Consider the following 26,376-nt stretch of genomic DNA (forward strand, 5'->3'; position numbering starts at 1 on the left):
GCAACGTCTCCAATCTTGTCTGTTTTTACCAAGGGTTACCATCCGTGCATGATGTAATCGCCAGTACTTTAGCCACACGGTGGTTACCTAAATGAGATTAGAGATGTACCACCGCTGATAACGGTATTTCTGCTGGACTTTGCCCTTGTTCCAAAAGAGTCTGCACCATGGTTTCAGCATCTGTTACCCCCTGACTCCTAGCCGCAAGCAGCACAGCGATAGCGTCGTACCAAATACCTTGGTTTGCGTAAGTACTTGCTCGTTCCAGGCTAGATAGATTACTTACATCTAAGGATTCCCGGTTTATATGTTCAACGAAGCTGCGGGCAGAAATTTCAGCGTGGTGATCTCCTGGGCATGAGACAAAGACTGTCCAACGATATTTCTTATGAAGAGCTAATCTGTTGTCTTCAGGTAAAGTCACACTGACTGTGGCAGTTTTCTCTAGCTCAATCGTTTGAGTATAAATGGGAGTCGCCAAAGCAGGATCCGACACATGCAATGTCATTGAGACTGGCATAGTGGTTGCTACATGCCATGCCAATGTAGGATTTGACTTAGTTGTCAGTAAGTTTGATCGATCTCCTGGAACCATCAGGGCTAAGCGAGTTGCGCCATCATCAATGCTGCAACTAACGGCTTCTTGCCCTCTGCGTCCACCTGATAAGGTTGATTCGACGTTACCTCGATCTGTATCAGGAGTCCAGCGAATCCGTTCTCCAGCATAGCTAGGTGCTATCAAGCTTAACCCAAGGCAGCTAGCTAGTATGGCCGATGATAGCCGATGACTTTTTTGCAGTACAGCTATTATTTGCTGCGAAGTGAATACGGTGAACTGGATCATGACAGGTGTACATGTCTTATCAGGATGAGCTAATGGGACATTTAGAAAATCCCTTAGTGATTTCAATGTATCCTTTTTGACTTAAAGAAGTGTAAAAAACACTTAAAAAGCCCTAGAAGATATGTTCAGAGTCAGTAAAGTTTTGAGGTGTAACGTACGTGTTTGTACTGAAGGATGTGTCTGTGTGTCAACACTAGTACCAGGGATTGCCTACCATCGTGAACCCTGCCCAGTAGAACGGATGCGAAAACTCTGTTGTGGGTAGCCTTAACTCAACGGGCAGGGTTATATCTCCCTGAGATGTGTACAGTATATTGTTATTGATATGGGCCGCCCCAGTAATCAAAGAGATTTGTGCTCTTTGTAGAGAATGGTGACGGAGCGTTGTATGGGGTAACTGGTGATAAAACTCTGTCATTAATGCCAGGGTTCCTATGTCCGAAACATTCCATAGACTCCCAATGGAAGTTTCAATACCTGCTGCTGCTGCTAGCCCGATAAAGCCTAGTTCTGCTTCAGGGCTGCTTAAAGCTGTCCCACAAGCACTCAGGATTAAGAGCTCTAAATCTGGCCAACTTAGCGTTTTCATTTGATGAAAGTTAAGTGGCGTATCCCAAAATTGAATGAATGACTGCTCTAAGTTGCCTGCATTGAATTCAGCATGGGTGGCTAAATGTAATAACTCTGGTTGTTGTGATGTTTTTAGCTTTAGAAAGTTGTCGAGCGTAAATGTTTCATTAAGAAGAATTTCTCTGGTTTGGAGGCTTTGGGCAACAACATCGAGTTCAAGGGGAACGGCTGGTAGGGTATCGAGAGCCTCGAATTGGTTCGCACCAGCAACGAGTGAGCGAGGAACAGAAATAGTGTTGTCAAACTGGTGCTGTATTAACCCCATGCTAGGAATGAGAGATACTCCATATTCTTCAATGATGAAGGTGTCCTCTTGCATCATTGCCGCTAGGGGAATGGTTCTCAGTCCTTGGTCCAGAGAATACATCACATGATCAATTTGCTTTGCCTCCAAGTCTTGTGTGAGTGGTGCTACTAACCAGCCATACATTTGGCGAGCCAAGGCTTTATAGCTAAGTGGGTCTTCGGGGTCTGAAACAGCCAGTCGAAATAGCTTTGCCTGTTGAGTTAGCTCAGCCCGTGACACATCGACCAATTGTTGGACGGGTTCTCCAGTAGCGGATACCAAAATTAACAGTAGTTGATCCTCTGGGCTGGCATTTTGCTGAGTCCGAGGTAAGGCAAATCTGTCGAGACCGGCCTCAGTGTTAGAGGCTGGAGGCACAAAGACAGCATAAATAACTGCTGATTTACTTTTATAGTCGTGATTAGCTTGATTTAGGATGTTTTGTACTGACTGTAAGGTGACGGGTTGAGTTTGAGGCAATTGCCAATAATTTACATAGTCGTTACTCAAGGCCTCTTCTAAGTCCTGAAAAGCTGCTTCGTCAAAGTACTGTAAGCGACCGTTTGTGGCTGTTATATGGGTTGGTCTTATACGTGGGTTTAGGGGACGGCGGAACGGCTTTTCTGCTTGAATTAATGCTTCCCTATTGCTAAATCGAATTGATTGTACGGCGGGTGTATGAGGAGGCTGGAGCTGTTCTAAAACAGGGGAAGGCTGAGGCTTGCCTGAGATAGGTCGTGATGAATTTTGAGGTTGAGATCCATTTGTTTCAAGACCTTCAGTTTCTGTTAGTAGGGGAGAAACTGCATTAACAATATTGCTCTCGACAGCACCGATGTCGATGATACCACCGATAATTCTAGGGTTTCCGTGTTGATCGCCCATGGTGGCTGCTGAATTATGGCCAGTATTAGCGGCTGGGCTATCATTGTGCAACTGATGTGATGGGAGATTGCCCAAAGTGTTGTTAAGGGGTGTCAATCTTGGCTGTAGTGGAGTATTGATTGTGCCTACCAGATTACTAAAGATAAAACCTGTGCTGCCTTGATCGATGCCAATCAGGTTGTTTCCCAGATCGCTAAACTCTCCCTCTATGTCAGGATTAGTTGGGGCAAGGTTGTTGGCCACAATGGTGTTAATTAGCTCTGGAGTAGATAAAGTTGTGAGGTTTTCGGATATGCCACCTCCAGAGGTTGTGGCGATATTGGCTGCTACCGTGACGTTTGTGAGTGTTGTGGGGCCAACGGTACGGAGTCCGCCGCCCACGATAGCTTGATTACCGGAGATAGTGCTGTTGGTAATGGTTACCTGTGACAGGTTCGAAAATCCGAAGTCGCTAGCAATTTCAATGCCGCCTCCAAGGGTAGCTGCTTGGTTGCCAACAATGGCGCTGTTTGCGATCGCAATTTCAGTTTCACTATCAGTAGCCAGATTGAGAATGCCGCCACCACTCTTAGCCGATAGATTATTACTGATCAGTGTCGCATCAATCGTGATCTCTCCTCCAGCAGTATTTAAGATTCCGCCGCCGCCATCATAGGTGCCTATTCCTGTTGCCTGATTGTTGGCAACAGTGCTGTTCACTAAGGTGAGTTCACCTTGGTTATAAAGCCCGCCACCTCTTTCAGCCATATTATTCATGAAGTGGCTGGCCCTAATCTCTCCATCATCGTCTAAGAAGATGGCTCCACCAGCATCGCTAGCACGGTTTTCAGTAAAGTAGGCCGTGTCGATGCTCAATGCACCTTCACTAAAAATTGCGCCGCCGTTGGTTCCTGCTCTGTTGTCAGAAAAATCTGTATTGGAGATGCTAACTATGCCATTGGGATCAACATCGATGGCCCCAGCATGTTCTCCAGCTTGGTTGTTATTAAAGGTGCTATCAACCACTGTAACTGAACCTTGAGCAATATCAATCGCTCCACCATCAGAGGCACTACGATTATTGTCGAAAATCGTGTTAGACAGGATAAGCGAGCCTCTATTTTGAATGGCTCCACCATCTTGTGAACTACTTGTGACCTCATTGTTGGTAAACGTTACATGACTGATTGCAACGTTGTTGCCAGATGTCCTGAGACCAGCACCATCTGACGTGCTAGAGCCATCCTGTATGGTGAGATTATTAATATTGATATTGTCTCCATTGCTGGTGATATCAAAGACTCGTTGATCTCCAATCCCGTTATTGTCAACATCACCACTGATAAAAGTGCTGGCTTGACCTTGCCCGACAAGATTAAGGGAGTGGTTAAGGGTGATGGTGTGAGGCTCACGATAGGTGGTGGCCGCTAGATTTACCGTGCCACCGTCAGCGACAGCATCCACAGCATTTTGAATACTGCCGTTAGCGCCTACATTCACTGTATTGGCCGAACCTGATAGTTCTCCAATGCCCTTAAGAGTAATCTTCTCATTGAGATTTAAGGTGTTTGTATCAATAAATAAATCTCTGCTAGAACTGTTGCCACTAGCATTAATAGCTGCATCAAGAGTAATGGAATTACTGGCTTGTAAAGTGACATTAGTGCTATTTAATGAACTGACGATTGTAGACGTATTAATGGAGCTGTTAATGACATCGTTAGTGCCTGCCACAATGCCTCCAGTACCACCTGTTTCGATGACTGTGAGATCGATGGGGTCGATGAGCCATATGCCTGCGTCTCCGTAAGGAGCAGTGGTTGTGACATTGGCATTGTCTCCGATGGTGAGTTGATGCAGTCCAGAGGTTTCTACCAGACCGCCATGACCCGTTGCAGATTGAGCTGAAATGCTACCATCAAAGACTGTTGTGCCATCTGACCAAACAATTACTTGGCCCCCATGCCCCTGGGTGGCATCGGCAACCAGGCTAGTGGTTGCCGTAATTTCTGTTTGAGAGGCATGGGGTAAATTTCCTTGCCCTTGATAGTCTCCTCCAATGCGAATTGAGCCTCCGCTGGTGTGACCAGAAGCATTCAAGGTACTCTCAAGTACCTGAATAGTGTTTCCTAAAAGATTGATTTCACCACCTGTGATGCCTTGGGTAGAGATGTTGCCAGCATTCTGGAGACTAAAGGGAGTTGGAATATTGTTGGCAATATCACGATGTATGAGAGTAGCTGTACCATCATTGCCAATGACCAACTCATTGCTGTGGTTGAAGTCACCACCAGTGATCAAGGCTGGTAGAGTCTCTGAGATGTCAGGCTCGGTGGAGATCTCTAAGCTTAATAGGCCGCCCATTTGTGCCAGTCGAATGGACTGACCCGGTTCTGTAGCCAAGAGGGTGATTTCGCCATCAGGGGCACTTAACGTGCCAGTATTTGTTACTTGAGAGGCTAACAGTCTGAGGCTATGTCCCTCACGCACAGTGAGCTGGCCTTGGTTGATGATGGTACTTGGGTAACTAAAGCCAAAATGGCTGGGGGGAGTCACCAAGGTGCTGTAGTCCGGATCGCCCATGATCTCGAACCATTGATCGTCAGTACCAAGGTGGGTGGCGGTTGTAGCTGTGAATGAACCTCCAAGGTCAAGACGAGCATTGGGGCCAAAGAGCAGCCCAGCAGGGTTCACTAGGTACAGATCCGCATTACTACCGGTTACTTGGAGCAATCCATCAATATTGGAGGCAGTGCCACCGATGACTTGTCCGATGACTGTATGGGTGTTTGAGGTGGTCAGGAAGTTTGCCGTTTGGTGCTGGTCCAGGTTGAATTGCTCAAAGCTATGGAAGAGATTGCTTCCTGCTTGATTGCCACCACTAATATCAATAATGCCTGGTTCGGAAACAGTGGCTTGGGTTGCGTTGCTTGTGGGCACAATTGTTTGTGCTTGTAGTGGAAAGGGCGTTGAGATAATAATTCCACTGCCAACGACGGGGATTAGCGCAAAAGCGGCGGTTACTTTAGTCAAGACTTCCATAGATCAAGGTCAGCCTAAATCTCGGCGATTCAGGAGTCAAACGAGAGTTGTGACGATGATTGAGGGGCGTCATCGTCACCGATAAACCAAGAAAATTAATGTTCGGGCTTCAAAGAAATAGAGCGGTCTCTTTGGTCTCTTTTCAACTATAAGACTCGTAAGTCAGGTCTTACTTCCTACGTAAAACTAACCAAATTTGCATTAAGTTTTTCTGAAGTCAATCAATTGATGTCAATTTAATCAGCAACCTCTAAGACAGAACGACGGGCATTGTTTACTCTGGAGAGGTTCGTTTGTTGACCACACTATGACTGCTCGGCTGTGTATTGCGATCGCATCTATTTTAGGAGGCTTATCTGTAGCAGGCGGTGCCTTTGGGGCCCATGCACTCAAAGCCCAGCTGACAGAAAAATCCCTGGCGACATTTGAGATAGGCACACGCTACCAGATGTATCATTCCCTGGCGTTGCTGTTGGTGGGACTTCTGTGGTTACAATTTCCGAAGAATAGCTGGCTCAGCTACGCCAGTTGGGCATTCATCATCGGCATTGTGATTTTCTCCGGCAGTCTCTATGGCTTGAGTCTATCAGGCATCAAAATTCTGGGTGCTGTGGCCCCCATTGGTGGTTTTGCCCTCATTATTGGTTGGGCATTTTTAGCCACAGCTGCATTCTCTCTGACAAACTAAAGAGCTAGAGGATGAGTTTTACATTTTTAGCAATAGGTTTGATTACTCTTACCGATAAGCTAAAGCTCAAGGCAAAAAATCTTGAACTCAGCTTTTTCTGTTCACTAGTACTATGTGTCGTTTACTTGCCTATTTAGGAAAGCCCATCCTCCTTGAAGAGCTCATTCTCAAACCTGAGCATTCCTTACTGGTTCAAAGCTATCAGCCAAAAGAGTTAGAAGTGGCCTTGCTCAACGCAGATGGGTTTGGTGTTGGCTGGCATCATCCCGATGACATTGCGGCTGAGCCCTTTATCTATCGCAATGTGCTACCCATTTGGAATGACGCTAACCTGCCTCACCTGTGTCGTTACATTCAGGCGCAGTCATTCGTTTCCAATATTCGCAGTGCCACACCAGGCTTGCCCCTCGACTTTAGTAACTGTCAGCCGTTTCGCCACGGCCAGCTCTTATTTGTTCACAACGGCTATATCGATAAATTTCGACAGACACTGTATCGCCCCATGCGTGATCTAATTGGCGATGTCGCTTATCAAAATATCTATGGTCTGACAGACTCTGAACATATTTTTGCCCTGATTACCCATCTGCTAGAGCTGGATCCCCAGTTGGCGTTATTGGGAGCTTTGGAACAGGCCATTGAAATGATTCAATCCTTGGCCAATGAATACGACGTCCGAGTATCGGGTGTGATCGTTCTGAGCGACGGTCAAAAACTTGTTGCAGCTCGTTTTGATAATCAAGCCAAGGCCCCATCATTTTATCTATTGCGTCAGCCAGAGAGCATTATTCTGGCTTCCGAACCTTTATTTTCAGGGGATTGGGAGCCCATTGCTCAGGCCCATAGTTTGACTGTTGCTGCTAACGATCTTCAACCCCAAATTCATGGTTTTTCTCTCGCTACCTGACACTGGATCTACTGATGCGTCAAAACTTCGCACCTACTTTCAAGCCACTCTCCAAACCTGTCGCAATGGCACGTTAGCCCTAGTGGATGGCATTAGTCAGACTGTATTGCAACAGCAGGCACATCCTGACTTTAGCCCTGTGGGTTGGCACTTGGGACATATTGCATTTACTGAGTCTCTATGGATTTTGGAGCATTTAGCTGGGCAACCATGTCCGTTCCCCAGTTATCGAACGCTGTTTGCTGCCGATGGACTGCCTAAGTCTCAACGCCAGATGTTACCTAGTTTGGACGAGCTACTAATTTTCTTGGCAGATGTGCGACGGCGGACATTGGCGTATTTGAGCACGGCCCCTGTGGTCGAGCAGGCACGTCTATGGCATTGGCTGATTCAACACGAATGTCAGCACAGTGAAACCATGTCCCTGGTGATGGCTCTACATCAAAATCAGGGTCAGGTCACGCCTCTAAGAAATCCTGTTGCTGGGCCCATGCATGAGACTCCTACAGGTATGGTCCATATCCCTGCTGGAGAGGTTTGTCTGGGCTTAGTAGCTGACCGTGATGGTCTGGATGGTGATGTGGCCATTGATAATGAGCGACCAGCCCATTGGGTGGATGTAGCAGCTTACTCCATTGACCGCACACCAGTCACCTGTGAACAGTATCAGCGTTTTATGGATGCTGGTGGATATCAGGAGCGGCAATGGTGGTGTGATACGGGCTGGTGTTGGTTACAGACGGCCCAGGTGAACCAGCCCCTGTATTGGCCTGCCCAAGATGTAACCGCATTTAGACACCATCCAGTCTCTGGTGTGAACTGGTATGAGGCAACTGCCTATGCCCGCTTTGTAGGTAAGCGCTTGCCGACTGAGGCAGAGTGGGCCTTGGCAGCGCAGGGATTAACGCCCAAGCTGCAAACATTGCTAACAACCGATCAAATTAATTGCAATCATCACTTGGGCTGCACCAGCCCTGTTGGGAGATCTGATCAAGCCGTTAGCGATTACGGTTGTTATGACCTTTTGGGGAATGTGTGGGAATGGACCCATAGTTGGTTTCGTCCCTATCCAGGATTTGAAGCCTATCCCTATCGAGGCTATTCAGCAGTTTACTTTGATGATGGCCATCGAGTGCTCCGAGGGGGCAGCTGGGCGACTCGTCCTTGGGGGCTACGGTCCAGCTTTCGCAATTGGTACGAGCCCCATGTGAGAGAGCTATTTATGGGCTTTCGCTGTGTGCGCTAGAGAAGTTTGCAATCTTCCCACGAAAAATACAGTCCCACGCTAAACTGGCCCTGGTTATTACGGTTTTCTATGACTTTTTCCACAGCTGATTGCGATTCTCCGATGGAGAAGCATGGCCAACGCACCAATGCTAACTTGGCAGATCGCAACGTTATCGATCCAGCTCGCCTTCAGATCCAAACTCTGCTCAGTAATGAGCCTGAGGTCAGGGTAATGGATGGGCAGGATGTGATTGAAGGATTAACCCAAATACCAAAATCTTTGCCACCAAAATATTTTTATGATCACTTAGGATCAGAGCTATTTGAGAAAATTTGTACGCTCCCAGAGTACTACCCCACCCGCACTGAATCGGCTATTTTTCATCGCTATGCCCATGCCATTACTCAGCTGACTGGCCCTTGCGAGCTGGTGGAGCTGGGCAGCGGTAGTGCGACAAAAACACGCATTCTTTTAGATGCCTATCGGGCTGCTAATTTGCCGTTAAGCTATATCCCTGTCGATGTCAGTGGCAGCATGTTGAAAGATAGTTCTGATCAACTACTATATGATTATCCTGAACTCAGGATTCACGGGATGATCGGTACCTACGAACCTGCCCTCAATGCTTTGCCAGCTGCCAACTTGGCTACCCGAATGGTGATGTTTATTGGTAGTACCCTGGGTAATTTGTCTCCTAATGACTGTGAACAATTCTTGCAGTTGGTAAGTGGGGCCCTGGAGCCAGGACAATTCTTTTTGCTGGGCTTAGATTTGCAAAAGGATATTGGCACTGTTGAGGCGGCTTATAACGATGCTCAAGGGATAACGGCCATGTTCAATCTCAATATGTTGCAGCATCTCAACCATCGCTATCGAGGAGATTTTTGCCTTGATAATTTCTATCATCAGGCGATGTATAACTCGCAAAAACATCAGATAGAGATGTATTTGGTGAGTAAGCAAGCGCAGACAGTGACGCTCCAAGATCTAGATTTGACGGTGAAATTTGCTGAGGGAGAGCGACTGTTAAGTGAGATTTCTCGCAAGTTTGATGTGGTTCAGATGGGTGCTCAGCTGGCTAATCATGGGTTAAAAGTATTGCAAACCTTTACCGATGAACGGCAGTGGTTTGGTTTGATTTTGGCTCAAAAGGGTTGAGGGGGAGATTTTATTGGGGGTAAGCATTGCTGCCCTCTAACAAAACATTTAAAACATTGCAAATTGTGCGATCGCAACCGATTTAATCTCTCAACGAGATAAAATACCTCGGTAGAAAATTGACACGATGTTTTGCAATCACTACTCTCCGTTGCTCGCAAGATTGACGCATTTACCTGTCAAATCGGCAAGTTCGCCTATTGGTTAGTGCTGGCCATGATTGGGGTTGGCACATGGAATGTCATTGGCCGCTATTTAGGTAATGTGGTCGGTCAAAATTTAAGCTCCAATGCTCTGATCGAAACTCAATGGTATCTATTTGATATTGTCTTTTTGCTTGGGGCTGCCTACACCCTACAAAAGGGGGGCCATGTGCGAGTGGACGTGTTTTATGATCGCTGGTCCCGTCGCCGCAAAGCGTTGGCTGATTTCATTGGGACGGTGTTCTTTCTTATTCCGTTTTCTGCACTGGTGATCTACTTCTCCTGGGGAGCTGTGCTGAAGTCTTGGGCGGTGTGGGAGAACTCTCCGGACCCTGGTGGGCTCTTACGGTTCCCAATCAAGACGATGATCTTGGTTAGCTTTGGGCTGTTGATACTACAGGGCATCTCAGAAGCCATTAAAAACTGGGCAATTTTTTCAGGGTATCTACCCGCAGATGAGGCCCCAAAGACATTAGATGGGGAGGCGGATGATGTTAGTTGATTGGTTGGGGCCACTGATGTTTGCTGGGGCCTTGGTGCTGCTGTCATTAGGTTACCCTGTGGCGTTTTCCCTGGGTGGGGTGGCCATCTTGTTTGGTCTAATTGGCATTGCCTTTGGTGTATTTGATCCCATCTTTTTAACGGCGATGCCGCAGCGAATCTTCGGCATCATGAATAACTTCACCCTGTTGGCCATTCCCTATTTCATTTTTATGGGGGCAATGCTAGAAAAGTCAGGCATTGCGGAAAACCTGTTGGAAACCATGGGCAGCCTGTTTGGTCGACTGCGGGGTGGATTAGCGATCGCAGTTGTTGTGGTCGGTGCACTGTTAGCGGCAACGACGGGGGTAGTGGCAGCAACTGTGGTGACCATGGGGCTGATTTCCCTGCCGACAATGCTGCGCTATGGCTACAACAAAGATGTTGCCACTGGGGTGATTGCTGCATCAGGTACTCTGGGCCAGATTATTCCACCGAGTATTGTCCTGGTGGTATTGGCCGATCAGCTAGGCGTATCCGTGGGTGACCTATTTCTAGGGTCATTTATTCCTGGTTTGCTAATGGCTGGCGTCTTTGTAGTACACGTGGTCATCATTGCCTTCGTTCGACCAGATTTGCTACCGGCGCTGCCATCGGAGCTATTAAAGATTCGCGGTCAGGCCTTGTTCCTCAAAGTCTTGAAGGTGATGGTGCCGCCACTCGTGTTGATTTTGCTAGTGTTAGGCAGCATTTTCTTTGGCATTGCCACACCGACAGAAGCGGGTGCCCTGGGAGCTGTAGGCGCGATGGTATTAGCTGCCTTTAACCGACAGCTGACCATTAGGAGTTTGCAGGAAGTGTGTGACAGCACCCTGCGAACCACCACCATGGTGATTTTTATTCTCCTAGGCTCCACAGCATTTAGTCTGGTATTTCGCGGGTTGCGTGGGGATAGCTTTATTTTTGATGTGCTGACCAATTTGCCAGGGGGCGATGTTGGCTTTTTGATTGTCAGCATGCTGACAGTCTTTATCCTCGGATTCTTTATCGATTTCTTTGAAATTGCCTTTATTGTGATTCCCCTATTTGCGCCAGTGGCTCAGCAGTTGGGGATGGATCTGGTGTGGTACGGCGTCATCATTGGGGCCAATATGCAAACCTCCTTTTTGACACCACCGTTTGGATTTGCCTTGTTTTATTTACGGGGTGTGGCTCCCAAAGATGTTTCTACAGGTAATCTCTATCGAGGGGTTATTCCTTTCATTGCGCTGCAATTACTAGTCCTGGTCTCGATTATTGCCTTTCCAGGTTTGGTGAACTGGTTGCCGTCGATTAGTAGCTAGATCCTGTTGTCGGGGCGTTACATGTAATGCCTTGATGATAGTCAATGTTGTTAATGTTGAGAACATCTAAAACTATGCGTGTTGGTGACTGCACCCGCAGTATGACTAATAGATAGCCAGTATTGTGATTTAGTGGGTTCCCATGGGTAATTCGGTGGTTGGTCGGCGAGTTCTTTGGCTACAGGTGTTAGGGCTGGCAGCCGTTCAGGGGGCGATTTCCCTGACTTGGGTTATTTACAATCTCTATTTGGATGATTTGTTGCTGACTTTAGGATTTTCGGCCAGTTTAGCCACACTGCTGCTGGTGATTGAAAATGCCATGGGGGCGGTGATGGAGCCGCTGATGGGAACGTTTTCAGATCAGCGACAGCACTGGGTAGGGAGTCGTTTTCCTCAGATTGCTTTCGGTATGATTGTGTCTGCCCTTTGCTTTCTAGGCATTCCGTTAGTGGTATTGGTCGGTGGTATATCCTTGAAGGCCCTGTTGCCGATTGCTTTGGTGGCTTGGGCGTTAGCCATGACGATTTTCCGGAGTCCGGCGCTATCCCTTCTCGGACGCTATGCCTTTGATGTGGATTTACCCCAGGCTGCTAGTGTCTTGACCATGGTGGGTGGTGTCACGGGAGCCATGGCTCCTGTTGCCAGTGACTTTATTTTGGGTCTAGGGCCTTTGGTCGCATTTTCCATTGGTACGGCGGTTTTGCTTTTAGCCGCGTTAGTGCTACGGCAGGTTGACCCTAATCAAGTGATTTCCACCTCTCCATCATCTGCTGGGGCCAATGCCCAAATGCAATGGGCTAATTTACCTTGGATCTTTGGGACTGGGGCGTCGGTGGCTCTTGGCTTCAGGCTTTTACTGGGTAGTTTTCCCCAGGCAGTATCGAGAACTGGTTTTAGTCAGCCAAAATTGATCATGGTGGCCTTATTTGTCACGGTGGCCTTGAGCGCATTGCCCTGTGGGCAACTGGCGACGAAGGTGGGTAATCGTGTGGCGATGATATCGGGTTTGGGGGGTCTGATTGTGATGGCAGGTGTGGCGACGATTATGGGCACGGCAGGTGTGGCGGTTTTAGTTGCGATCGCAATCGGTATTTTCTTCAGTCTCGTCGCCAATGGCACCCTGCCCTATGCCCTCTCAATGGTGCCACCCACCAAAGCAGGCCTTGGCACAGGCCTTTACTTCAGCGGCGGCGCTTTAGCCATCAGTGTATTGCTCAGCATAGGTCCCTTGAATTTGACGATCTCATTAATAGTTGCAGCGATTAGTTTTGCAGCAGCAGCAGGCTGTGTTTTAGCCAAGCAACCCTAACGTTACCGTTAAGGATGCAGGCTTATTTAGGCGTCTTTATTGGCAAATCCTGCAAACCCTAGTTCATTCAGGCGATTCCAACCATAAACTGATGCGCGGAATTCTTTCCACTGATCGTAGATTTCCTTGAAGTCAGCATCCTCGCTAGCACTCTCTTCGTAGATTTCAAAGGCGGCTTGTTCAGCAGCAGCTAGGATTTCATCGCTGAATGGTTTCAGTTCTATATCTGCACCAAGCAAACTTTGAAGGGCCGCTCCATTGACGGCGTCATACTTGGCTAGGGTACTGGTGTTGGACTCGACACAGGCAGTTTTGATCACTTCTTGATAGACCGGTGGCAGAGATGTCCATGCCTCCATATTGATCATCATGTCAAAGGCCGGGCCGGGTTCCCACCAGCCGGGATAGTAGTAAAACTGAGCTGCTTTTTGCAGCCCTAGTTTTTCGTCATCGTAGGGACCCACCCACTCGGCTGCGTCAATGGCACCCCGTTCTAGGGCTAGGAAAATTTCGCTACCAGGCAGGTTTTGAACATTAACACCCAGCTTGGCCATCACCTTGCCACCGAGACCGGGAATCCGCATTTTCAGACCCTTCAGATCATTGGCAGTGTTGATTTCTTTATTGAACCAGCCTCCCATTTGAACACCGGTATTCCCAGCGGGGAAGTTGATGGTATTAAATTTCGCGTAGAGTTTTTGCATGGCTTCTAACCCACCGCCGTGGTATAGCCAAGCATTTTGCTGCTGAGCATTAAGACCAAAGGGAACGGTGGTGCCAAACGCGAGCGCTGGACTTTTACCCACATAGTAATAGGAGGCGCTGTGGCCACATTCCACGGTGCCATCCTGGACAGCATCTAAGACTTGCAATCCTGGAACGATCTCGCCCCCTGCATAGGGTTCGATGGTGAAGCGACCATCGGTCATGGCAGCGATGCGATCGCACACAATCTCAGCAGCCCCAAACAATGTATCCAGCGACTTTGGCCAGCTGGTGGCCATTTTCCATCTCACCGTCGGCAGGGCTTCCCCATCACCCGCAGCGGTTGGCGTGGTGGATTGAGCGCAGGCGGTTAATGCAGCAGTGCTCGCCGCGCCAGTCAAGCCATAACCAATTAACTGTCTACGTTTCATAGCGAAGTAAAGCCCTACAAGTGTGATACAAGCCAGCGGGTATAGACTGATACACGCAGCACAGAAATTATTAAATCACTCTGTCCAAAGAATTAAGCGGATTGGCAACAGTTGGTAATAAAGGGAATGGGGAATGGGGAGTGGGCTTTGCCCACCCCCAAATGCGATAATGCCTAAGCTGTCTTGGTTTTGCGAATGACGCTAAAGCGGGTTGTTTTATCGATTCTGACGGGGCTGGTGGCGCTGGTGGTGGTCTCGTCCCTATATGAAAGTTTTTCCCAGCCTCAGGTAACGGGGCAGCTACAGCTTTATCAGAGTGATTTACTCTTGCAGGCGTCTGAGTGGGACGAGTTAGAAAGTGCTGAGTTTAAGCAGCTGAGTAATGCGTTGCTGGGGGCTAAACCGCTGGAGACAGTGACCAAGCAATATCAGTCGGTGCGCAAGGAAGCCGTGGCGGGTGTGGAGCGATCGCAAAAGCAGCTGGCTACTCAAAACAATACTCTAGATCCTCAGCTCGCTAAGTACGAGGTGGCTATTCGTCAGCAGCAACAACTTATTGATGAAATTGACCTCAAGGTTGGGATTATTGCTACCCAGCAACAAAACATCAGCGCCGCTCGCCAGCGTTGGCAATCATTGTCTGAGGGCGATAGCTCAGTGGCAGATATGGCGAGTGTTTTGTTGGGATTATGGCAGACGCCACCGAGCATTACCCCAATGGCTGAAACCACCATTACAAATCAGCTGAACGGCTGGTTTCAATATCGGGTGCTGGAACAGCTCTATACCCTGGATGATCGGTCTGTAGACCTGACACAACTGCGATCGCAAGAACAAACAGCGGCTGAATCCAAGCTTGTTAAGCTCGCTGCCGTAGGCACGATGCCTGTCCTGGGCTGCATTGTCGGCATAGGGTTACTCATTTTCTTGGCCGTGCAGTGGGGGATCCGTCGCCGTGATTCACTGCTAGCTAAACCCCTTTCTCCTTGGGATGTGCCTTGGGATGGAGAAATTATTTGGCAGGTGCTAATTGTTGGTTTTTTCTTTGTTGGGCAGTTGCTGATTCCATTTTTATTGCAGTTGTCAGGACTGAGTTTTGCAACGGCGGGCAGTCGTGGCAGAGCCCTATATTCCATGATCTTTTATCTGCTGATGTCTGCGAGTGGTATTGCCGTGTTAGCCGGTTCCATTTGGACCTATCGACCGTTACCTACGGGCTGGTTTCAAATCAAGGTATTGGGTCGCTGGCCTCTGTGGGGTGTTGGGGGCTATGTGGTGGCACTGCCCTTAATGATTGCAATCTCCGCCTTAAATCAGCAAATTTGGCGGGGGCAAGGGGGCAATAATCCTTTGCTGCAGACGGTATTGCAAGAAAGCGATGGCATTGCGCTCCTGCTGTTTTTCCTGACGGCAGCTGTCGCAGCTCCGCTATTTGAAGAGGTGCTCTTTCGAGGGTTTTTGTTGCCTTCTCTGACGCGCTATATGCCGGTCTGGGGAGCAATTTTGCTAAGTAGTTTTATCTTTGCTTCGGCCCATCTGAGTCTGTCAGAGGTGCTACCCCTGACGATGTTGGGGACCATTTTGGCTTGGGTATATTCGCGATCGCGAAACCTACTCGCCCCGATGCTCATCCACAGTCTTTGGAATAGTGCCACTCTAATCGGGCTATTTTTGCTAGGGGGGCAATAACTATCCGCACAACACCTCAGCGTGATGTTTGATGTGGTCTTCCATAAAGGTAGAAATAAAATAATAGCCGTGGTCGTAACCCGTTTGCATTCTTAGGGTCAATGGTTGTCCTACAGCCTCACAGGCAGCCTTAAATGCTTCAGGTTTTAGTTGTTGCTGTTCCAAAAATGGATCGGCTATGCCTTGGTCAATGAGAATATGCCGGTCTGACTGAGCATGTTGTTTGACCAACTCACTAGCATCGTAGGCAGCCCAGCTAGTTTGATCAGCGCCTAAGTATTTGCCCAATGCCTTTTGCCCCCAAGCACATTGCATAGGATTAGCAATCGGGGCCAATGCTGAGATTGACTGGTACTTTGCTGGATTACGCAGACCGCAAACCAAGGCCCCATGTCCGCCCATGGAATGGCCGAAGATGCCCTGTTTATCACTGACTGAGAAGTGAGTTTGGATGAGGGCTGGTAACTCCTCTGTGATGTAGCTGTACATGCGATAGTTGCTAGCCCACGGTGCTTCAGTAGCATCTACATAAAAGCCAGCACCGCTGCCAAAATCCCACCCCTCTTCATCGGGCACATCGTCGCCACGGGGGCTTGTGTCTGGTGCAACCAGCATTAAGCCATGTTGGGCGGCATAGCGCTGGGCTCCGGCTTTTGTGATGAAGTTTTGCTCAGTGCAGGTCAGCCCTGCCAAATAATAGAGCACCGGCACCGTCTGGGTGATTGCCTGAGGGGGGATGTAAACGGCAAACGTCATGGTGCATTGACATTGCTCAGACGGGTGGCTGTAAATGTTTACGTTGCCCCCAAAGCAACCATGCTGACTCATTAATGTCAGGGTTCCAGTTTGTTCGTTTGCCATGAAAAATTCTCAGTTGCTTTTGGTATCGCTGTTGGTATTACTATCGCATTCAGAATTTTCTTTTCAACCTGGGTTACGAAATTCTGCGTGCTACAGAACCCCTTGATAGGGGCAGGCATCCAAAAGGGAATGCCCCTATATGAGTGGCGTAATGTGTTTAATTGCTCAGGGGGTTCTCAGGAACTCCTTATTTTCGTTACACACTTCTCAGTAGTTTTTCAAAACGTCTTCAGCTGAAAATTATGCCCTACACCAAGAATTCTTGTCAGGGGGATTACTTCTCCGTGTCGGATGTCTCTGGTTGTGCAGGAAAAAGCATCTGTACGGAAAGTGATTGTATTTCCACTGAAGTTTTATCACTCTAGTTATGAATAAGTTTGCTCTGGGTTCCCACCGCGTAGCATTAGCTGCGGCAATGGCTTTGGGAACTGTGACAACGATGGCGACAGCCGCATCTGCCGCCACGCTCCGAGTAACTATCGAGAATCTTGCTCCGATCAACGGTGGATTTTTGACTCCGGCCTGGGTTGGTTTTCACGATGGTACATTTGATCTTTACGACCGTGGTGAATCTCTGGATGACTTCACTGGATTGGAGTCTTTAGTGGAAGACGGTGATACGTCTCAGCTAACGGATGCCTTTGCTGCTGATAATCCTGATGGTGTCCAAGCCACGTTGCTGAGCGATGGCCCACCGCCTTTAGAGCCTGGTGAGCTGACCAGTTTTACCTTGGATGTAGATCCAGCAACCAATCAGTATTTCAGCTACGCATCCATGGTGATTCCTAGTAATGATGCTTTCATTGCTAATGGCAATCCTCTGGCCCATGAAATCTTTGACGATGCTGGCAACTTCCTAGGGGCTGACTTTATTGTCTTAGGTAGTGAGGTGTTGGATGGCGGCACCGAGGTGAATGATGAATTGCCATTCAGTACTGCTTTCTTAGGACAACAGGCACCTGATACAGGTATTGATGAAAATGGTGTTGTGACTGAGCACCCTGGTCTGACAGTGGGCACGATTCTTGGCACAACAGACTCCAGTGCCCTCAATGGTCTACCGCTGAATTTCACGGGGGCTGATTTTACAGCTCCTGGTTATCAGGTGGCTCGTTTCCGTGTCGAACTAGTAGATAATCAGGTGGAGGATGTGCCTGAGCCTGGCATTATTTTGGGTCTAGTCGCTGCTGGTGGCTTGGTAGCCGCTAATCGTAAGCGTAAACAGACGGCCTAAAACAAGGCTATACAATACCTCGCACACAATACCTACGACAGATATTGAGCCAACTGGGGAGGGCGGATGCTCTCCCTTTCTTTTACTGATAATGCATCCGATGAGATTTGGTAGCCGTATACCTTACGGACTCCCTATCTTCAGGGCTGTGATGCAGGTAGGGGAGAACATGTCGTCTCCCTTATCTTTTCTAAATTTGCATCCAATCAGATTTGGTGGCCGTATATCTTTTGGAACCTGGCTAGTAAGACGGTGACTCAGGCGGTAGATGAGATAAATCAAGTTGTGCAATCTGTGATGGAGCATGAAACTGACGGCGCTCTAGTCGTCCGTCTGTGGGAAGGGGATGTGTCTGCTTTGGGCAGTCTTTATGATCGCTATGGCAGTTTGGTGTACAGCATTGCACTAAAGGGATTACGTCGAGTTTCAGAAGCAGAAGATTTGACCCAAGAAGTCTTTCTAAAGCTGATGCGTACTCGGTCTTATAACCCCCGTCGTGGTTCCCTGGCTAGCTATTTGACCACATTGACCCGCTCACGAGTGATTGATCGGCTGAGGGCTCAATCAACTCAGCAAAAATATTTAAGCCAATGGCATCAAAATCAGTTCAGTGTTGATTCGGCTACACCCATGAAGCACATTACTCAGCAGGAACGGCGTGCCCTAGTGCGAGAGGCGTTGACAACATTAAAGGCCCAGCAACGGGAAGTATTGGAACTGAGTTACTACGAGGGGCAGTCCCAACGGGATATTGCTGAACGGTTGGGGGTGCCTCTTGGTACGGTCAAAAGCTGGGCCCGACGAGGGTTGTTGCAGCTACGTAAACAACTAGATGTGTTAAGGGAGGATCTGTAATGGCTACACCCCTTTCACCCCAGGAAATTCAAGAACTGGCTGCTGGGTATGTACTGGGAGATTTGAGTTCGTCAGAGGCTGAATACTTTCAGGCTTTGTTAGCTGAAGTTCCAGAATTGCAGGCCGAAGTGAGGGCTTTGCAAGAGGCGTTAGCGATGATGCCCTATGGCTTGGATGAGGTGGAGCCAGAGGGGGGATTGCGATCGCAAATTCTCACTGCTGCCCAAAGTGAACTCTCTCAGCCGCTACCTGTTCCTCAAAAAGTAAGACGATTTCCATCACGATTACCCTGGGCCATGAGTACCGTAGCGGCTGGTCTGGCCATTGTGTGTGGTCTGGCCACGCTGCGTCTCAGCGGTCAGGTTCGTCTACTACAGGCTCAATATCCTCAACCTGATCTGGTGACGACTGATCAAGCTGGTATGTACCAAACTTGGTCAGGATTGAGTAAACTCCTGCAAGACCATCAAAAGTCTTTGGCAAACCCCAATGGCCCAGTGGATTTTGTGGTGCATCAACCGAACGAGATTCCGGCTTTGTTGAAAGAGTTTCCAACCACGGTGGCGGCCTTACCCCTATTGCCTGCCAAACAAGGAATGTTACTGGGGGGCAGTAGCTGTCAACTAGGCGAAACCCAGGGGGTTCGTCTCACCTATCAGCTAGAGGCAGAGAAAACGGTCTCTGCCTACCAGTTGGCTGTGACTGAGGAGGAAGAATTTCCTGAATTTCAGTCAGCCCACCTAACGTTGCAACAACCTGATGGTACCGGCATTGTGCTTTGGCGCGATGACGATTATCTCTATGCCCTGGTGGCAGAGTTACCAACAACGGAGTTGCAGAGTTTGGCCTATGCGATTGAGGGTACCTGACATTTGCAGGGATGGTTGTAGAGGCGTTCCATGGAACGCCTCTACAACGGTCAATCGGCCCATAGCACACAGTTTAGATCTATAGAGTTAGAAACATGCCACGTAAACGTAAACAACCAACTACCTGGATTCATCGTAATTCTCGCTATTTGATTGCTGGTGCATCTGCTGCTGGGCTGCTATTGGCTATTGGCTGTATGGCAAAGGGCAGTAGCTCGCTGGCGGGCAGTGCCTATGTGCAATTGGGGGGGCTGTCGCTGCCATTGCTGGGTGCGATCGCATACTTCTTAATGGGCGCATTGGCCATTGGCCCTGTCGCCACCAAAAACAAGTCGCTAGAAAACCCCACCTGGTTGGGGTTATTTATTGGTAGCACTGCCATGACTATTTTCAGTGGCTATTTGCTTTACGTCATGTTTGCTGTATTGCAAGAGCCCTGTGTTCCTTGTATGTTGTCGGCGTTTCTCTCAGTGGGTTTGTGGGTGCTCACTCTCATTGGTAATCGTTGGGAGAGTTTGGGACAGCTGTTGTTACCAGGGATCTCAGTGGCTTTGGTGGCTGCGATCGCAACCACAGGTCTGTATGCCTATGCCCAAAATCCTGACAGTTTTATTGCCGGCAATCCCCCCCCAGCAGTCGAAACCAATTCCGGTACATCAGAAATTGAGTTAGCCAAGCATTTGACCGCGATTGGTGCTACAAAATATGGTGCTTGGTGGTGTCCCCACTGTCATGCTCAACAAACACTTTTTGGTAAGGATGCCTTTAAGTATGTGACCTATGTCGAGTGCGATGAAGAAGGCATAGATCCTCAGCCCAATGCATGTCGAGCTGCTGGCGTGCAGAGCTATCCCACATGGGAAATCAATGGCCAAACTTATGCGGGTGTTCAGTCACTGCAATCTTTAGCATCAGTTTCTGGCTACACTGGGCCGCAAGAGTTTATTAATCAGAATGCTCAGCATTGATAAACGGATATCACCAGTAGCCGTGATCTAAGCTGCAACTACCCTGACTTTCTCAGGTCTAATATGTATTTATTCAAAGGTGCTCATTCCCTTGGGGTGGGCACCTTTGTTCACAAATTCCTTTGTCACATCTATGCGTTGCCCTAAGTGCAAACATCGCTCAGTGCAAAAGCATGGAGCACAGTTTAAATTTGTCCAAAGCTATCAATGCAAAGACTGCCAGCATATGTTTTATCCATCGGTGCGTCACGCGATTAGATGGCTCATTGGCATTTTGCTGATTACAGGGCTATCACCCTGGTGGATTAATAGGGGATTGCGCCTGCTTGTGGCTCGGCCAGATACTGGTGAACCCGTAGATGCCATTGTTGTTGTTGGACGCGGAACCGATTATAACGATCGTCGTGCAGAGGCCGCTGTAGCACTGTGGAAGGAAGGCCGAGCTCCCCATATATTTATGAGCGGTGCCAATGATGCCCCTATTCTGGTTAACCTTGCTAAGGAAATGGGTGTACCGGATGCCAATGTGAGCGGTGAAGCCTGTGCTGCCACCACTTGGGAAAATGCGTTTTATACCAAGCGACATATGCCCTTTGATCGGGCGTCTAAGCCTAAAATTTTGCTGGTCACCGATGGTTTGCACATTGGTCGCACCACATTGCTCTATCGCAACTTCGGGTTTGATGTTGTTTCCCATCCTGTCAGTCTAGATTTTCCAAAATGGCGAAAGCATATCATCCGTGAGTTTTTGGCAATCATATACTACGTGAAAACCAAAAAACTGTTGCCTCCTAAACCAGCTGATTATCAACGAGCTGAGTCTGTCGCTGAGAAGAGAACTGTAGATTGGCAATGTCTTGATATGGAGAAAGCATTTATACCTAAAAACAGATGGTAGCTTTGGCTGCTGTTAATGCTAGTCACCAGACGGGCAAGGTTTAGAGGGTAGGGGAAGCTAATGGTTGACTCTTAAATCTCATCTGGATCAACGCCCATTTCCCGTAACCGCTCCGCCAATCGTTTAGCCTTTGCCTCTGCGACCTCAGCCCGTTGGCTTTCTGCCTCAGCCCGTTGGCTTTCAGTTTCTGCCCGCTGAGCAATTTCCGCATAACTCAAAAATCGTTGTCCATCTGGACGCAAAATCTGAAGTTCTTCACCCGAGGTATCAAATCGAACATTTAACCGGGGACTCACCCAATTCTCAATAGGCTCAATTACATCCAAAAAGCCCTCTAGCCGTACCCAGCCCTTGAAATCATCTTTGTCTGGATCATAGAGATAATATTCATCCACCCCAAACTGATGGTAAAACAACAATTTGCGGTTCATCTCAGCGGTTGTATTGCCAGGGGAGAGAATTTCAAACACTACATGGGGCGGCACATTATCTTCTTCCCATTGTTTATATGAACCGCGGTCTCCTTTTGGACGCCCAAAGACCACCATCACATCAGGTGCCACCCGTTTTTTATTATCGCCTTCCACCGCGTACCACAGCAGGTCTCCTGCAACAAAAACTTGCGGATCATTGGCAAAGAGCCAATCCAAATTCTGTTGAATGATGACAATCCATCGAAATTGCTTAGTATTATCCGCCATTGGTTGACCGTCACTATCGGGGTAGAGAACCTCTGGTCTAGATGATGGCTGAAGTTGAACCATGGCCATTATGGAATTAGGGCTTTATCCCTTAGCCTAGCATGTTCGCAAATGGGGCAAACTTAAGCCAGTAACCCAGCTCGGTCAAAAATGCTTTGGGCAGAAATCTTGAAAGCAGGCAACTGTGGTTCATTAATCACTGTGTTGCCACGATAGGTGATGGGCACTGCCTGGGGGTGAAATAGAGTTACGGTTTTAGCTTTAGGGTCTGTGATCCATGGTTCTCAATCTCCTGTAAATACCGTCATCCATCAGCTTTATTGCCACCGATTTGCTGAACCGATTGAGTGGACAAAACTTCTCTTGGTTGAGTAACCTATGCAGATTCAGCTTGGTCAATCAATGAAAACTCTGATTAAACATTTGCCCTATCAATGATTTGGGGGTATCTCTATGTTCGCTTATGTAAGTTCTGTCTTGATCTGGTCGATAGCATTACGAAGTTCCTGAGCATGAGCCCAAACAAAACCACCATAGAGCATTCCTCCATTAGGATCTGCCAAAAAGACATGATCTCCACCAACTGCCCGATTAGTCCAAGTTCTAAGTTGACTTCCATCTTGTAACAAAAACCTTAAGGAGGAGTGTTTGAAGAGGCTTGTTCTGCAAGGCGTCATTCCTGAGACATCGTCCAATATGGCAATTGCTACTTCCACAGTTGAAGAGCTATATGTTGAAGTGGTTTCATAGGCTGTCACATCTACAAAACCTTCTGTAGCTTTACCGAGTGCGTTAATGAGACTCAACATATCAATTACACCTTAAATATCAGACGTGAACCTTGAACCTTTAGAAATCGTGGAATCTCATTGTCTACTCTCTGACAAAAGATAGATGTTCTGTCACTAGAGACAATTCTGTAGGGGTATCCCCGTGTGAGTGCCCTGCGGTATCGAATGCTATCAGTCAAGATGTCATATAAAACCCTATGCCAGGTTTCCCAGCATAGGGCCAAAACTTTGGTTATTGAAATCGTACAGTCAATTTATTTGACCTTAAGCAGTCACCAACTTAGGTTGTTCTGTTGCAGACTCCTGCAAGCGACCCAAAATCGCATTGGTATTTGCTTTCGCATCACCAAACAACATTTGGGTATTCTCCTTAAAGAACAGCGGATTTGCCACACCAGCATAGCCAGCCGACATGCCCCGCTTCATGACAACAACATTGCGTGCTTTCCATACTTCCAACACTGGCATCCCAGCAATAGGACTCTCAGGATCCTCCATGGCGCTAGGATTGACCGTATCGTTGGCACCAATAACCAACACCACATCAGTTTCAGAGAAATCTTCGTTGATTTCATCCATTTCCAACACAATGTCGTAGGGCACATTGGCTTCTGCCAATAACACATTCATATGGCCTGGCAAACGACCCGCTACAGGGTGAATACCAAAACGCACATTCACACCCCGCTGAGTCAAAAGCCGAGTAATATCAGACACCGCGTGCTGAGCCTGAGCCACTGCCATACCATAACCAGGCGTGATAATTACACTCTGTGCATCCGCTAGCAGGTCAATGGTTTCATTCACATCAGTCTCAGTGACTGTACCCTCAACGGCTTTACCGCTGCCTTTGCCAGATCCTTGGCCAAAACCACCCAAGATCACACTAAAGAAAGAGCGGTTCATCGCCTCACACATGATGTAGCTCAGGATGGCACCACTACTACCCACCAATGCACCCGTCACAATCAACAAATCATTGGAAAGCATAAAGCCCGCTGCCGCTGCTGCCCAGCCAGAGTAGCTGTTGAGCATGGAGATCACCACAGGCATGTCGGCACCACCGATGGCAGCCACTAAATGGATGCCTAGCAGGGAGGCAATCGCCACCATGCCCAACACATAGTTAAACCCATCAGTCCCCTCGGCAGCCATAAAGCCAACGCCGAGGATAACAGTGCCCACCAGCATGGCAACATTCAGCAAATGTCGAGCGGGCAACATCAATGGCTTGCTGCTAATAATGGTCCGTAGCTTGCCAAAGGCGACCACAGAACCCGTAAAGGTCAGCGCCCCAATAAAGATACCGATGTAGATTTCCAGTTTGTGGATAGTTTCCTCCGCCCCCACCAATGTGGGATCTGGTCCCAAATAACTGGCTAAACCAACCAGCACAGCAGCTAAACCCACAAAGCTATGGAGAATGGCAACCAGCTCCGGCATTTCAGTCATTTCCACACGGGAAGCCACTAAGCTACCAATGGCAACAGCGGGCAAAATCGCTGCCACTAAAAGACCGTAAGCTGTCAGTTGTGAACTCAGGGCAGTGGCTACCAGCGCAATCACCATGCCGATGATGCCATAGACGTTACCACGCTTTGCGGACTCTTGATTAGAGAGACCACCCAAGCTCAAAATGAAAAGAACAATAGCGACCAAATAGGCCACCGCAACAAGATTGTTAGACATGGCAGAGAAGTTGTAGAGAAATGTCTAAAGGGCAAAGACTTCAAGTCTCTCTCCCCGGCGAGAGAGATGTAGGGAGAGGGCTCTTACTTCCGAAACATTTTCAACATCCGCTGAGTCACTAAGAACCCACCCGCAATGTTGATCGTGCCGATAAAGATAGCAATGGCACCCAAAATCACTGTGGGTGACATTGGCTTACCCGAAATCTGCAACATGCCACCAATGATGATGATGCCGCTGATGGCATTGGTCACACTCATCAAGGGGGTATGCAGCGATGGGGAGACATTCCAAATCACCTGCCAGCCAACAAAACAGGCCAGGATAAATACGGTGAAGTGGGAAAGGAATGAAGAAGGCGCGCCAATACCAATACCGATAAGGGCGAGGGCTGCAAAGGCAACCCCAATCCATTGCCAAGGCAGAGAAAACTTGGGTGCAGCGGCTACTTCCTCTACTTCCGTCGATTCTTCCCCTTTTGCCTCAACCTTTGGAGGAGCTGGTTTCTCAGGTTTAGGCGCAGGCCAAGTAACCTGACCTTCATGGCTAACCAAGGCACCTCGAACTACCTCATCGTCAACGTTAACGGTGTAGCCGTCAGAACCACCCATGTCGTTGAGCAGGTGGTACAGATTCATGCCATACAGCTGGCTGGACTGTCCGGCCATACGGCTAGCTAAATCAGTCAAACCAACGATTGTCACACCCTGGTGACGATAAACTTCGCCAGCACGGCTGACTTCGCAGTTGCCTCCTTGTTCAGCAGCCATATCTACGATGACCGAGCCAGGCTTCATCAGTTCTACGGTGTCTTTAGTCACCAATAACGGTGCTTTTTTGCCAGGAATTAAGGCTGTGGTAATAATAATGTCTACTTCTTTTGCTTGCTCGGCAAACAGGGCCATCTCTGCTTCGATGAACTCTTTACTCATCACCTTGGCATAGCCGCCAGTGCCAGTACCATCTTCTGCAAAGTTCAGTTCTAAGAACTCGGCACCCATACTTTCCACTTGCTCTTTGACTACGGGACGGGTGTCAAAGGCACGAACAATAGCCCCCAGACTTTTTGCTGCACCAATGGCGGCAAGGCCTGCGACACCTGCGCCAATGACTAACACTTTGGCAGGGGGCACTTTCCCCGCCGCCGTAATCTGACCTGTAAAAAAGCGACCAAAATTATTGGCCGCTTCAATCACGGCACGGTATCCAGCCACATTTGCCATGGAGCTCAGGGCATCCATTTTCTGAGCTCGGCTAATGCGGGGTACTGAATCCATCGCTAGGGCCGTTACTTGCTTGGCTGCTAGTTGATTGATTAAATCAGCATTCTGAGCAGGCCATAGAAAACTAATCAGGGTTTGACCATCATGGGCGAGTTCAGTTTCGTGACAGTTTAGTTCGTGGTTATGACTAGGAGGCTGCACTTTGAGAACAATATCAGCCTGTTGCCAGAGCTCAATGGCGTTGGCAATAACCTCGCATCCTGCCTCGCGATAGGCATGGTCAGAAAACTCGGCTCGTTCACCAGCACCCTGCTCTATCAATACGTCGAATCCAAGGGACTGGAGTTTTTTGACAGTTTTAGGAGTGGCTGCAATGCGGCACTCTCCTGGGGTAACTTCTTTGGGGATGCCAACGCGCTTTGGGCGTTCGAGATGGGATGCCTGTTGGTCAACAGCACCTTGATCGAGTGCGATGGTCAT

General features: G+C 48.4%; 21 protein-coding genes. 13 read left to right on the plus strand and 8 right to left on the minus strand.

Annotated elements, in window-relative coordinates; translation table 11 throughout:
* Positions 1–97: 97 nt before the first annotated feature.
* Together U2F10_RS22840 and U2F10_RS22845 are read right to left on the minus strand one after the other, a co-directional pair.
* Positions 98–742 (minus strand): DUF928 domain-containing protein, encoded by a 645-nt coding sequence (locus U2F10_RS22840; protein ID WP_172642609.1) that lies wholly within the window; start codon positions 740–742, stop codon positions 98–100.
* 295 nt (positions 743–1,037) lie between these two features.
* A complete protein-coding gene (locus U2F10_RS22845; RefSeq protein ID WP_499873358.1) occupies positions 1,038–5,666 on the minus strand; it encodes a CHAT domain-containing protein in 4,629 nt (1,542 codons plus the stop codon).
* Positions 5,667–5,973: 307 nt separating this feature from the next.
* Here U2F10_RS22845 and U2F10_RS22850 point away from each other — a divergent pair, with 307 nt between their 5' ends.
* From U2F10_RS22850 to U2F10_RS22880, 7 genes are all read left to right on the plus strand, one after another.
* Positions 5,974–6,354: a DUF423 domain-containing protein gene (locus U2F10_RS22850; RefSeq protein WP_499873359.1), complete on the plus strand. Its 381-nt coding sequence runs from the start codon at positions 5,974–5,976 to the stop codon at positions 6,352–6,354.
* Positions 6,355–6,466: 112 nt separating this feature from the next.
* The gene (gene egtC, locus U2F10_RS22855) at positions 6,467–7,261 is read left to right on the plus strand and encodes an ergothioneine biosynthesis protein EgtC (RefSeq protein ID WP_163665762.1); all 795 of its coding nucleotides are present in this window, start codon (positions 6,467–6,469) and stop codon (positions 7,259–7,261) included.
* Positions 7,239–8,507 (plus strand): SUMF1/EgtB/PvdO family nonheme iron enzyme, encoded by a 1,269-nt coding sequence (locus tag U2F10_RS22860; RefSeq protein WP_499873360.1) that lies wholly within the window; start codon positions 7,239–7,241, stop codon positions 8,505–8,507. Before egtC ends, U2F10_RS22860 begins: the two co-directional genes overlap by 23 nt.
* A 102-nt stretch (positions 8,508–8,609) precedes the next feature.
* The gene (egtD, locus tag U2F10_RS22865; protein WP_499873550.1) at positions 8,610–9,647 is read left to right on the plus strand and encodes an L-histidine N(alpha)-methyltransferase; all 1,038 of its coding nucleotides are present in this window, start codon (positions 8,610–8,612) and stop codon (positions 9,645–9,647) included.
* Positions 9,648–9,779: 132 nt separating this feature from the next.
* Entirely contained in the window at positions 9,780–10,352 is a 573-nt protein-coding gene (locus U2F10_RS22870) for a TRAP transporter small permease subunit (protein ID WP_163665758.1), read from the plus strand.
* The gene (locus U2F10_RS22875) at positions 10,342–11,673 is read left to right on the plus strand and encodes a TRAP transporter large permease (RefSeq protein ID WP_163671705.1); all 1,332 of its coding nucleotides are present in this window, start codon (positions 10,342–10,344) and stop codon (positions 11,671–11,673) included. Before U2F10_RS22870 ends, U2F10_RS22875 begins: the two co-directional genes overlap by 11 nt.
* A 142-nt stretch (positions 11,674–11,815) precedes the next feature.
* On the plus strand, positions 11,816–12,982 hold the full coding sequence (locus U2F10_RS22880; protein WP_163665756.1) for an MFS transporter: 1,167 nt from the start codon (positions 11,816–11,818) through the stop codon (positions 12,980–12,982).
* A gap of 26 nt (positions 12,983–13,008) precedes the next feature.
* Here the strand turns inward: U2F10_RS22880 and U2F10_RS22885 are convergent, their stop codons facing one another.
* Positions 13,009–14,118, minus strand: a complete 1,110-nt coding sequence (locus tag U2F10_RS22885) for a TRAP transporter substrate-binding protein (protein WP_499873361.1) — start codon at positions 14,116–14,118, stop codon at positions 13,009–13,011.
* 195 nt (positions 14,119–14,313) lie between these two features.
* Here U2F10_RS22885 and U2F10_RS22890 point away from each other — a divergent pair, with 195 nt between their 5' ends.
* Positions 14,314–15,807: a CPBP family intramembrane glutamic endopeptidase gene (locus U2F10_RS22890; RefSeq protein ID WP_499873362.1), complete on the plus strand. Its 1,494-nt coding sequence runs from the start codon at positions 14,314–14,316 to the stop codon at positions 15,805–15,807.
* Here U2F10_RS22890 and fghA read toward each other — a convergent pair whose 3' ends face one another.
* On the minus strand, positions 15,808–16,668 hold the full coding sequence (gene fghA, locus U2F10_RS22895) for an S-formylglutathione hydrolase (RefSeq protein WP_499873363.1): 861 nt from the start codon (positions 16,666–16,668) through the stop codon (positions 15,808–15,810).
* 367 nt (positions 16,669–17,035) lie between these two features.
* On the opposite strand from fghA, the gene U2F10_RS22900 reads away from it, so the two are divergent.
* From U2F10_RS22900 to U2F10_RS22920, 5 genes are all read left to right on the plus strand, one after another.
* Positions 17,036–17,902, plus strand: coding sequence for a spondin domain-containing protein (locus U2F10_RS22900; protein ID WP_163696367.1), 867 nt, complete (start codon positions 17,036–17,038; stop codon positions 17,900–17,902).
* Positions 17,903–18,154: 252 nt separating this feature from the next.
* Positions 18,155–18,757: a sigma-70 family RNA polymerase sigma factor gene (locus U2F10_RS22905; RefSeq protein ID WP_006516832.1), complete on the plus strand. Its 603-nt coding sequence runs from the start codon at positions 18,155–18,157 to the stop codon at positions 18,755–18,757.
* On the plus strand, positions 18,757–19,626 hold the full coding sequence (locus U2F10_RS22910) for a hypothetical protein (RefSeq protein ID WP_499873364.1): 870 nt from the start codon (positions 18,757–18,759) through the stop codon (positions 19,624–19,626). Before U2F10_RS22905 ends, U2F10_RS22910 begins: the two co-directional genes overlap by 1 nt.
* A gap of 95 nt (positions 19,627–19,721) precedes the next feature.
* Complete coding sequence (locus U2F10_RS22915; protein ID WP_490794455.1) at positions 19,722–20,594, plus strand: vitamin K epoxide reductase family protein; 873 nt, start codon at positions 19,722–19,724, stop codon at positions 20,592–20,594.
* A gap of 133 nt (positions 20,595–20,727) precedes the next feature.
* Complete coding sequence (locus U2F10_RS22920) at positions 20,728–21,492, plus strand: YdcF family protein (RefSeq protein WP_499873365.1); 765 nt, start codon at positions 20,728–20,730, stop codon at positions 21,490–21,492.
* A gap of 71 nt (positions 21,493–21,563) precedes the next feature.
* Here the strand turns inward: U2F10_RS22920 and U2F10_RS22925 are convergent, their stop codons facing one another.
* The 4 genes from U2F10_RS22925 to pntA form a co-directional block, all read right to left on the minus strand.
* A complete protein-coding gene (locus tag U2F10_RS22925) occupies positions 21,564–22,256 on the minus strand; it encodes a Uma2 family endonuclease (protein WP_499873551.1) in 693 nt (230 codons plus the stop codon).
* A gap of 398 nt (positions 22,257–22,654) precedes the next feature.
* The gene (locus U2F10_RS22930) at positions 22,655–23,002 is read right to left on the minus strand and encodes a hypothetical protein (protein WP_499873366.1); all 348 of its coding nucleotides are present in this window, start codon (positions 23,000–23,002) and stop codon (positions 22,655–22,657) included.
* A gap of 246 nt (positions 23,003–23,248) precedes the next feature.
* Positions 23,249–24,673: a Re/Si-specific NAD(P)(+) transhydrogenase subunit beta gene (gene pntB / locus U2F10_RS22935; protein ID WP_499873367.1), complete on the minus strand. Its 1,425-nt coding sequence runs from the start codon at positions 24,671–24,673 to the stop codon at positions 23,249–23,251.
* A gap of 83 nt (positions 24,674–24,756) precedes the next feature.
* Positions 24,757–26,376 (minus strand): Re/Si-specific NAD(P)(+) transhydrogenase subunit alpha, encoded by a 1,620-nt coding sequence (gene pntA / locus U2F10_RS22940; RefSeq protein WP_163665731.1) that lies wholly within the window; start codon positions 26,374–26,376, stop codon positions 24,757–24,759.

It is taken from the genome of Leptothoe sp. EHU-05/26/07-4 (assembly GCF_043421015.1).
GTDB lineage: Bacteria > Cyanobacteriota > Cyanobacteriia > Phormidesmidales > Phormidesmidaceae > Leptothoe > Leptothoe turfae.

Bases quoted from the DNA above. Each gene is read 5' to 3' on its own strand.
- U2F10_RS22860 (WP_499873360.1), top strand. From the start codon at position 7,239: ATGGTTTTTCTCTCGCTACCTGACACTGGATCTACTGATGCGTCAAAA.
- U2F10_RS22845 (WP_499873358.1), bottom strand. From the start codon at position 5,666: ATGGAAGTCTTGACTAAAGTAACCGCCGCTTTTGCGCTAATCCCCGTC.
- U2F10_RS22890 (WP_499873362.1), top strand. From the start codon at position 14,314: ATGACGCTAAAGCGGGTTGTTTTATCGATTCTGACGGGGCTGGTGGCG.
- U2F10_RS22885 (WP_499873361.1), bottom strand. From the start codon at position 14,118: ATGAAACGTAGACAGTTAATTGGTTATGGCTTGACTGGCGCGGCGAGC.
- U2F10_RS22925 (WP_499873551.1), bottom strand. From the start codon at position 22,256: ATGGTTCAACTTCAGCCATCATCTAGACCAGAGGTTCTCTACCCCGAT.
- U2F10_RS22920 (WP_499873365.1), top strand. From the start codon at position 20,728: ATGCGTTGCCCTAAGTGCAAACATCGCTCAGTGCAAAAGCATGGAGCA.
- U2F10_RS22850 (WP_499873359.1), top strand. From the start codon at position 5,974: ATGACTGCTCGGCTGTGTATTGCGATCGCATCTATTTTAGGAGGCTTA.
- pntA (WP_163665731.1), bottom strand. From the start codon at position 26,376: ATGACCATCGCACTCGATCAAGGTGCTGTTGACCAACAGGCATCCCAT.
- egtC (WP_163665762.1), top strand. From the start codon at position 6,467: ATGTGTCGTTTACTTGCCTATTTAGGAAAGCCCATCCTCCTTGAAGAG.
- egtD (WP_499873550.1), top strand. From the start codon at position 8,610: ATGGAGAAGCATGGCCAACGCACCAATGCTAACTTGGCAGATCGCAAC.
- U2F10_RS22930 (WP_499873366.1), bottom strand. From the start codon at position 23,002: ATGTTGAGTCTCATTAACGCACTCGGTAAAGCTACAGAAGGTTTTGTA.
- U2F10_RS22910 (WP_499873364.1), top strand. From the start codon at position 18,757: ATGGCTACACCCCTTTCACCCCAGGAAATTCAAGAACTGGCTGCTGGG.
- pntB (WP_499873367.1), bottom strand. From the start codon at position 24,673: ATGTCTAACAATCTTGTTGCGGTGGCCTATTTGGTCGCTATTGTTCTT.
- U2F10_RS22915 (WP_490794455.1), top strand. From the start codon at position 19,722: ATGCCACGTAAACGTAAACAACCAACTACCTGGATTCATCGTAATTCT.
- U2F10_RS22900 (WP_163696367.1), top strand. From the start codon at position 17,036: ATGAATAAGTTTGCTCTGGGTTCCCACCGCGTAGCATTAGCTGCGGCA.
- U2F10_RS22875 (WP_163671705.1), top strand. From the start codon at position 10,342: ATGTTAGTTGATTGGTTGGGGCCACTGATGTTTGCTGGGGCCTTGGTG.
- fghA (WP_499873363.1), bottom strand. From the start codon at position 16,668: ATGGCAAACGAACAAACTGGAACCCTGACATTAATGAGTCAGCATGGT.
- U2F10_RS22880 (WP_163665756.1), top strand. From the start codon at position 11,816: ATGGGTAATTCGGTGGTTGGTCGGCGAGTTCTTTGGCTACAGGTGTTA.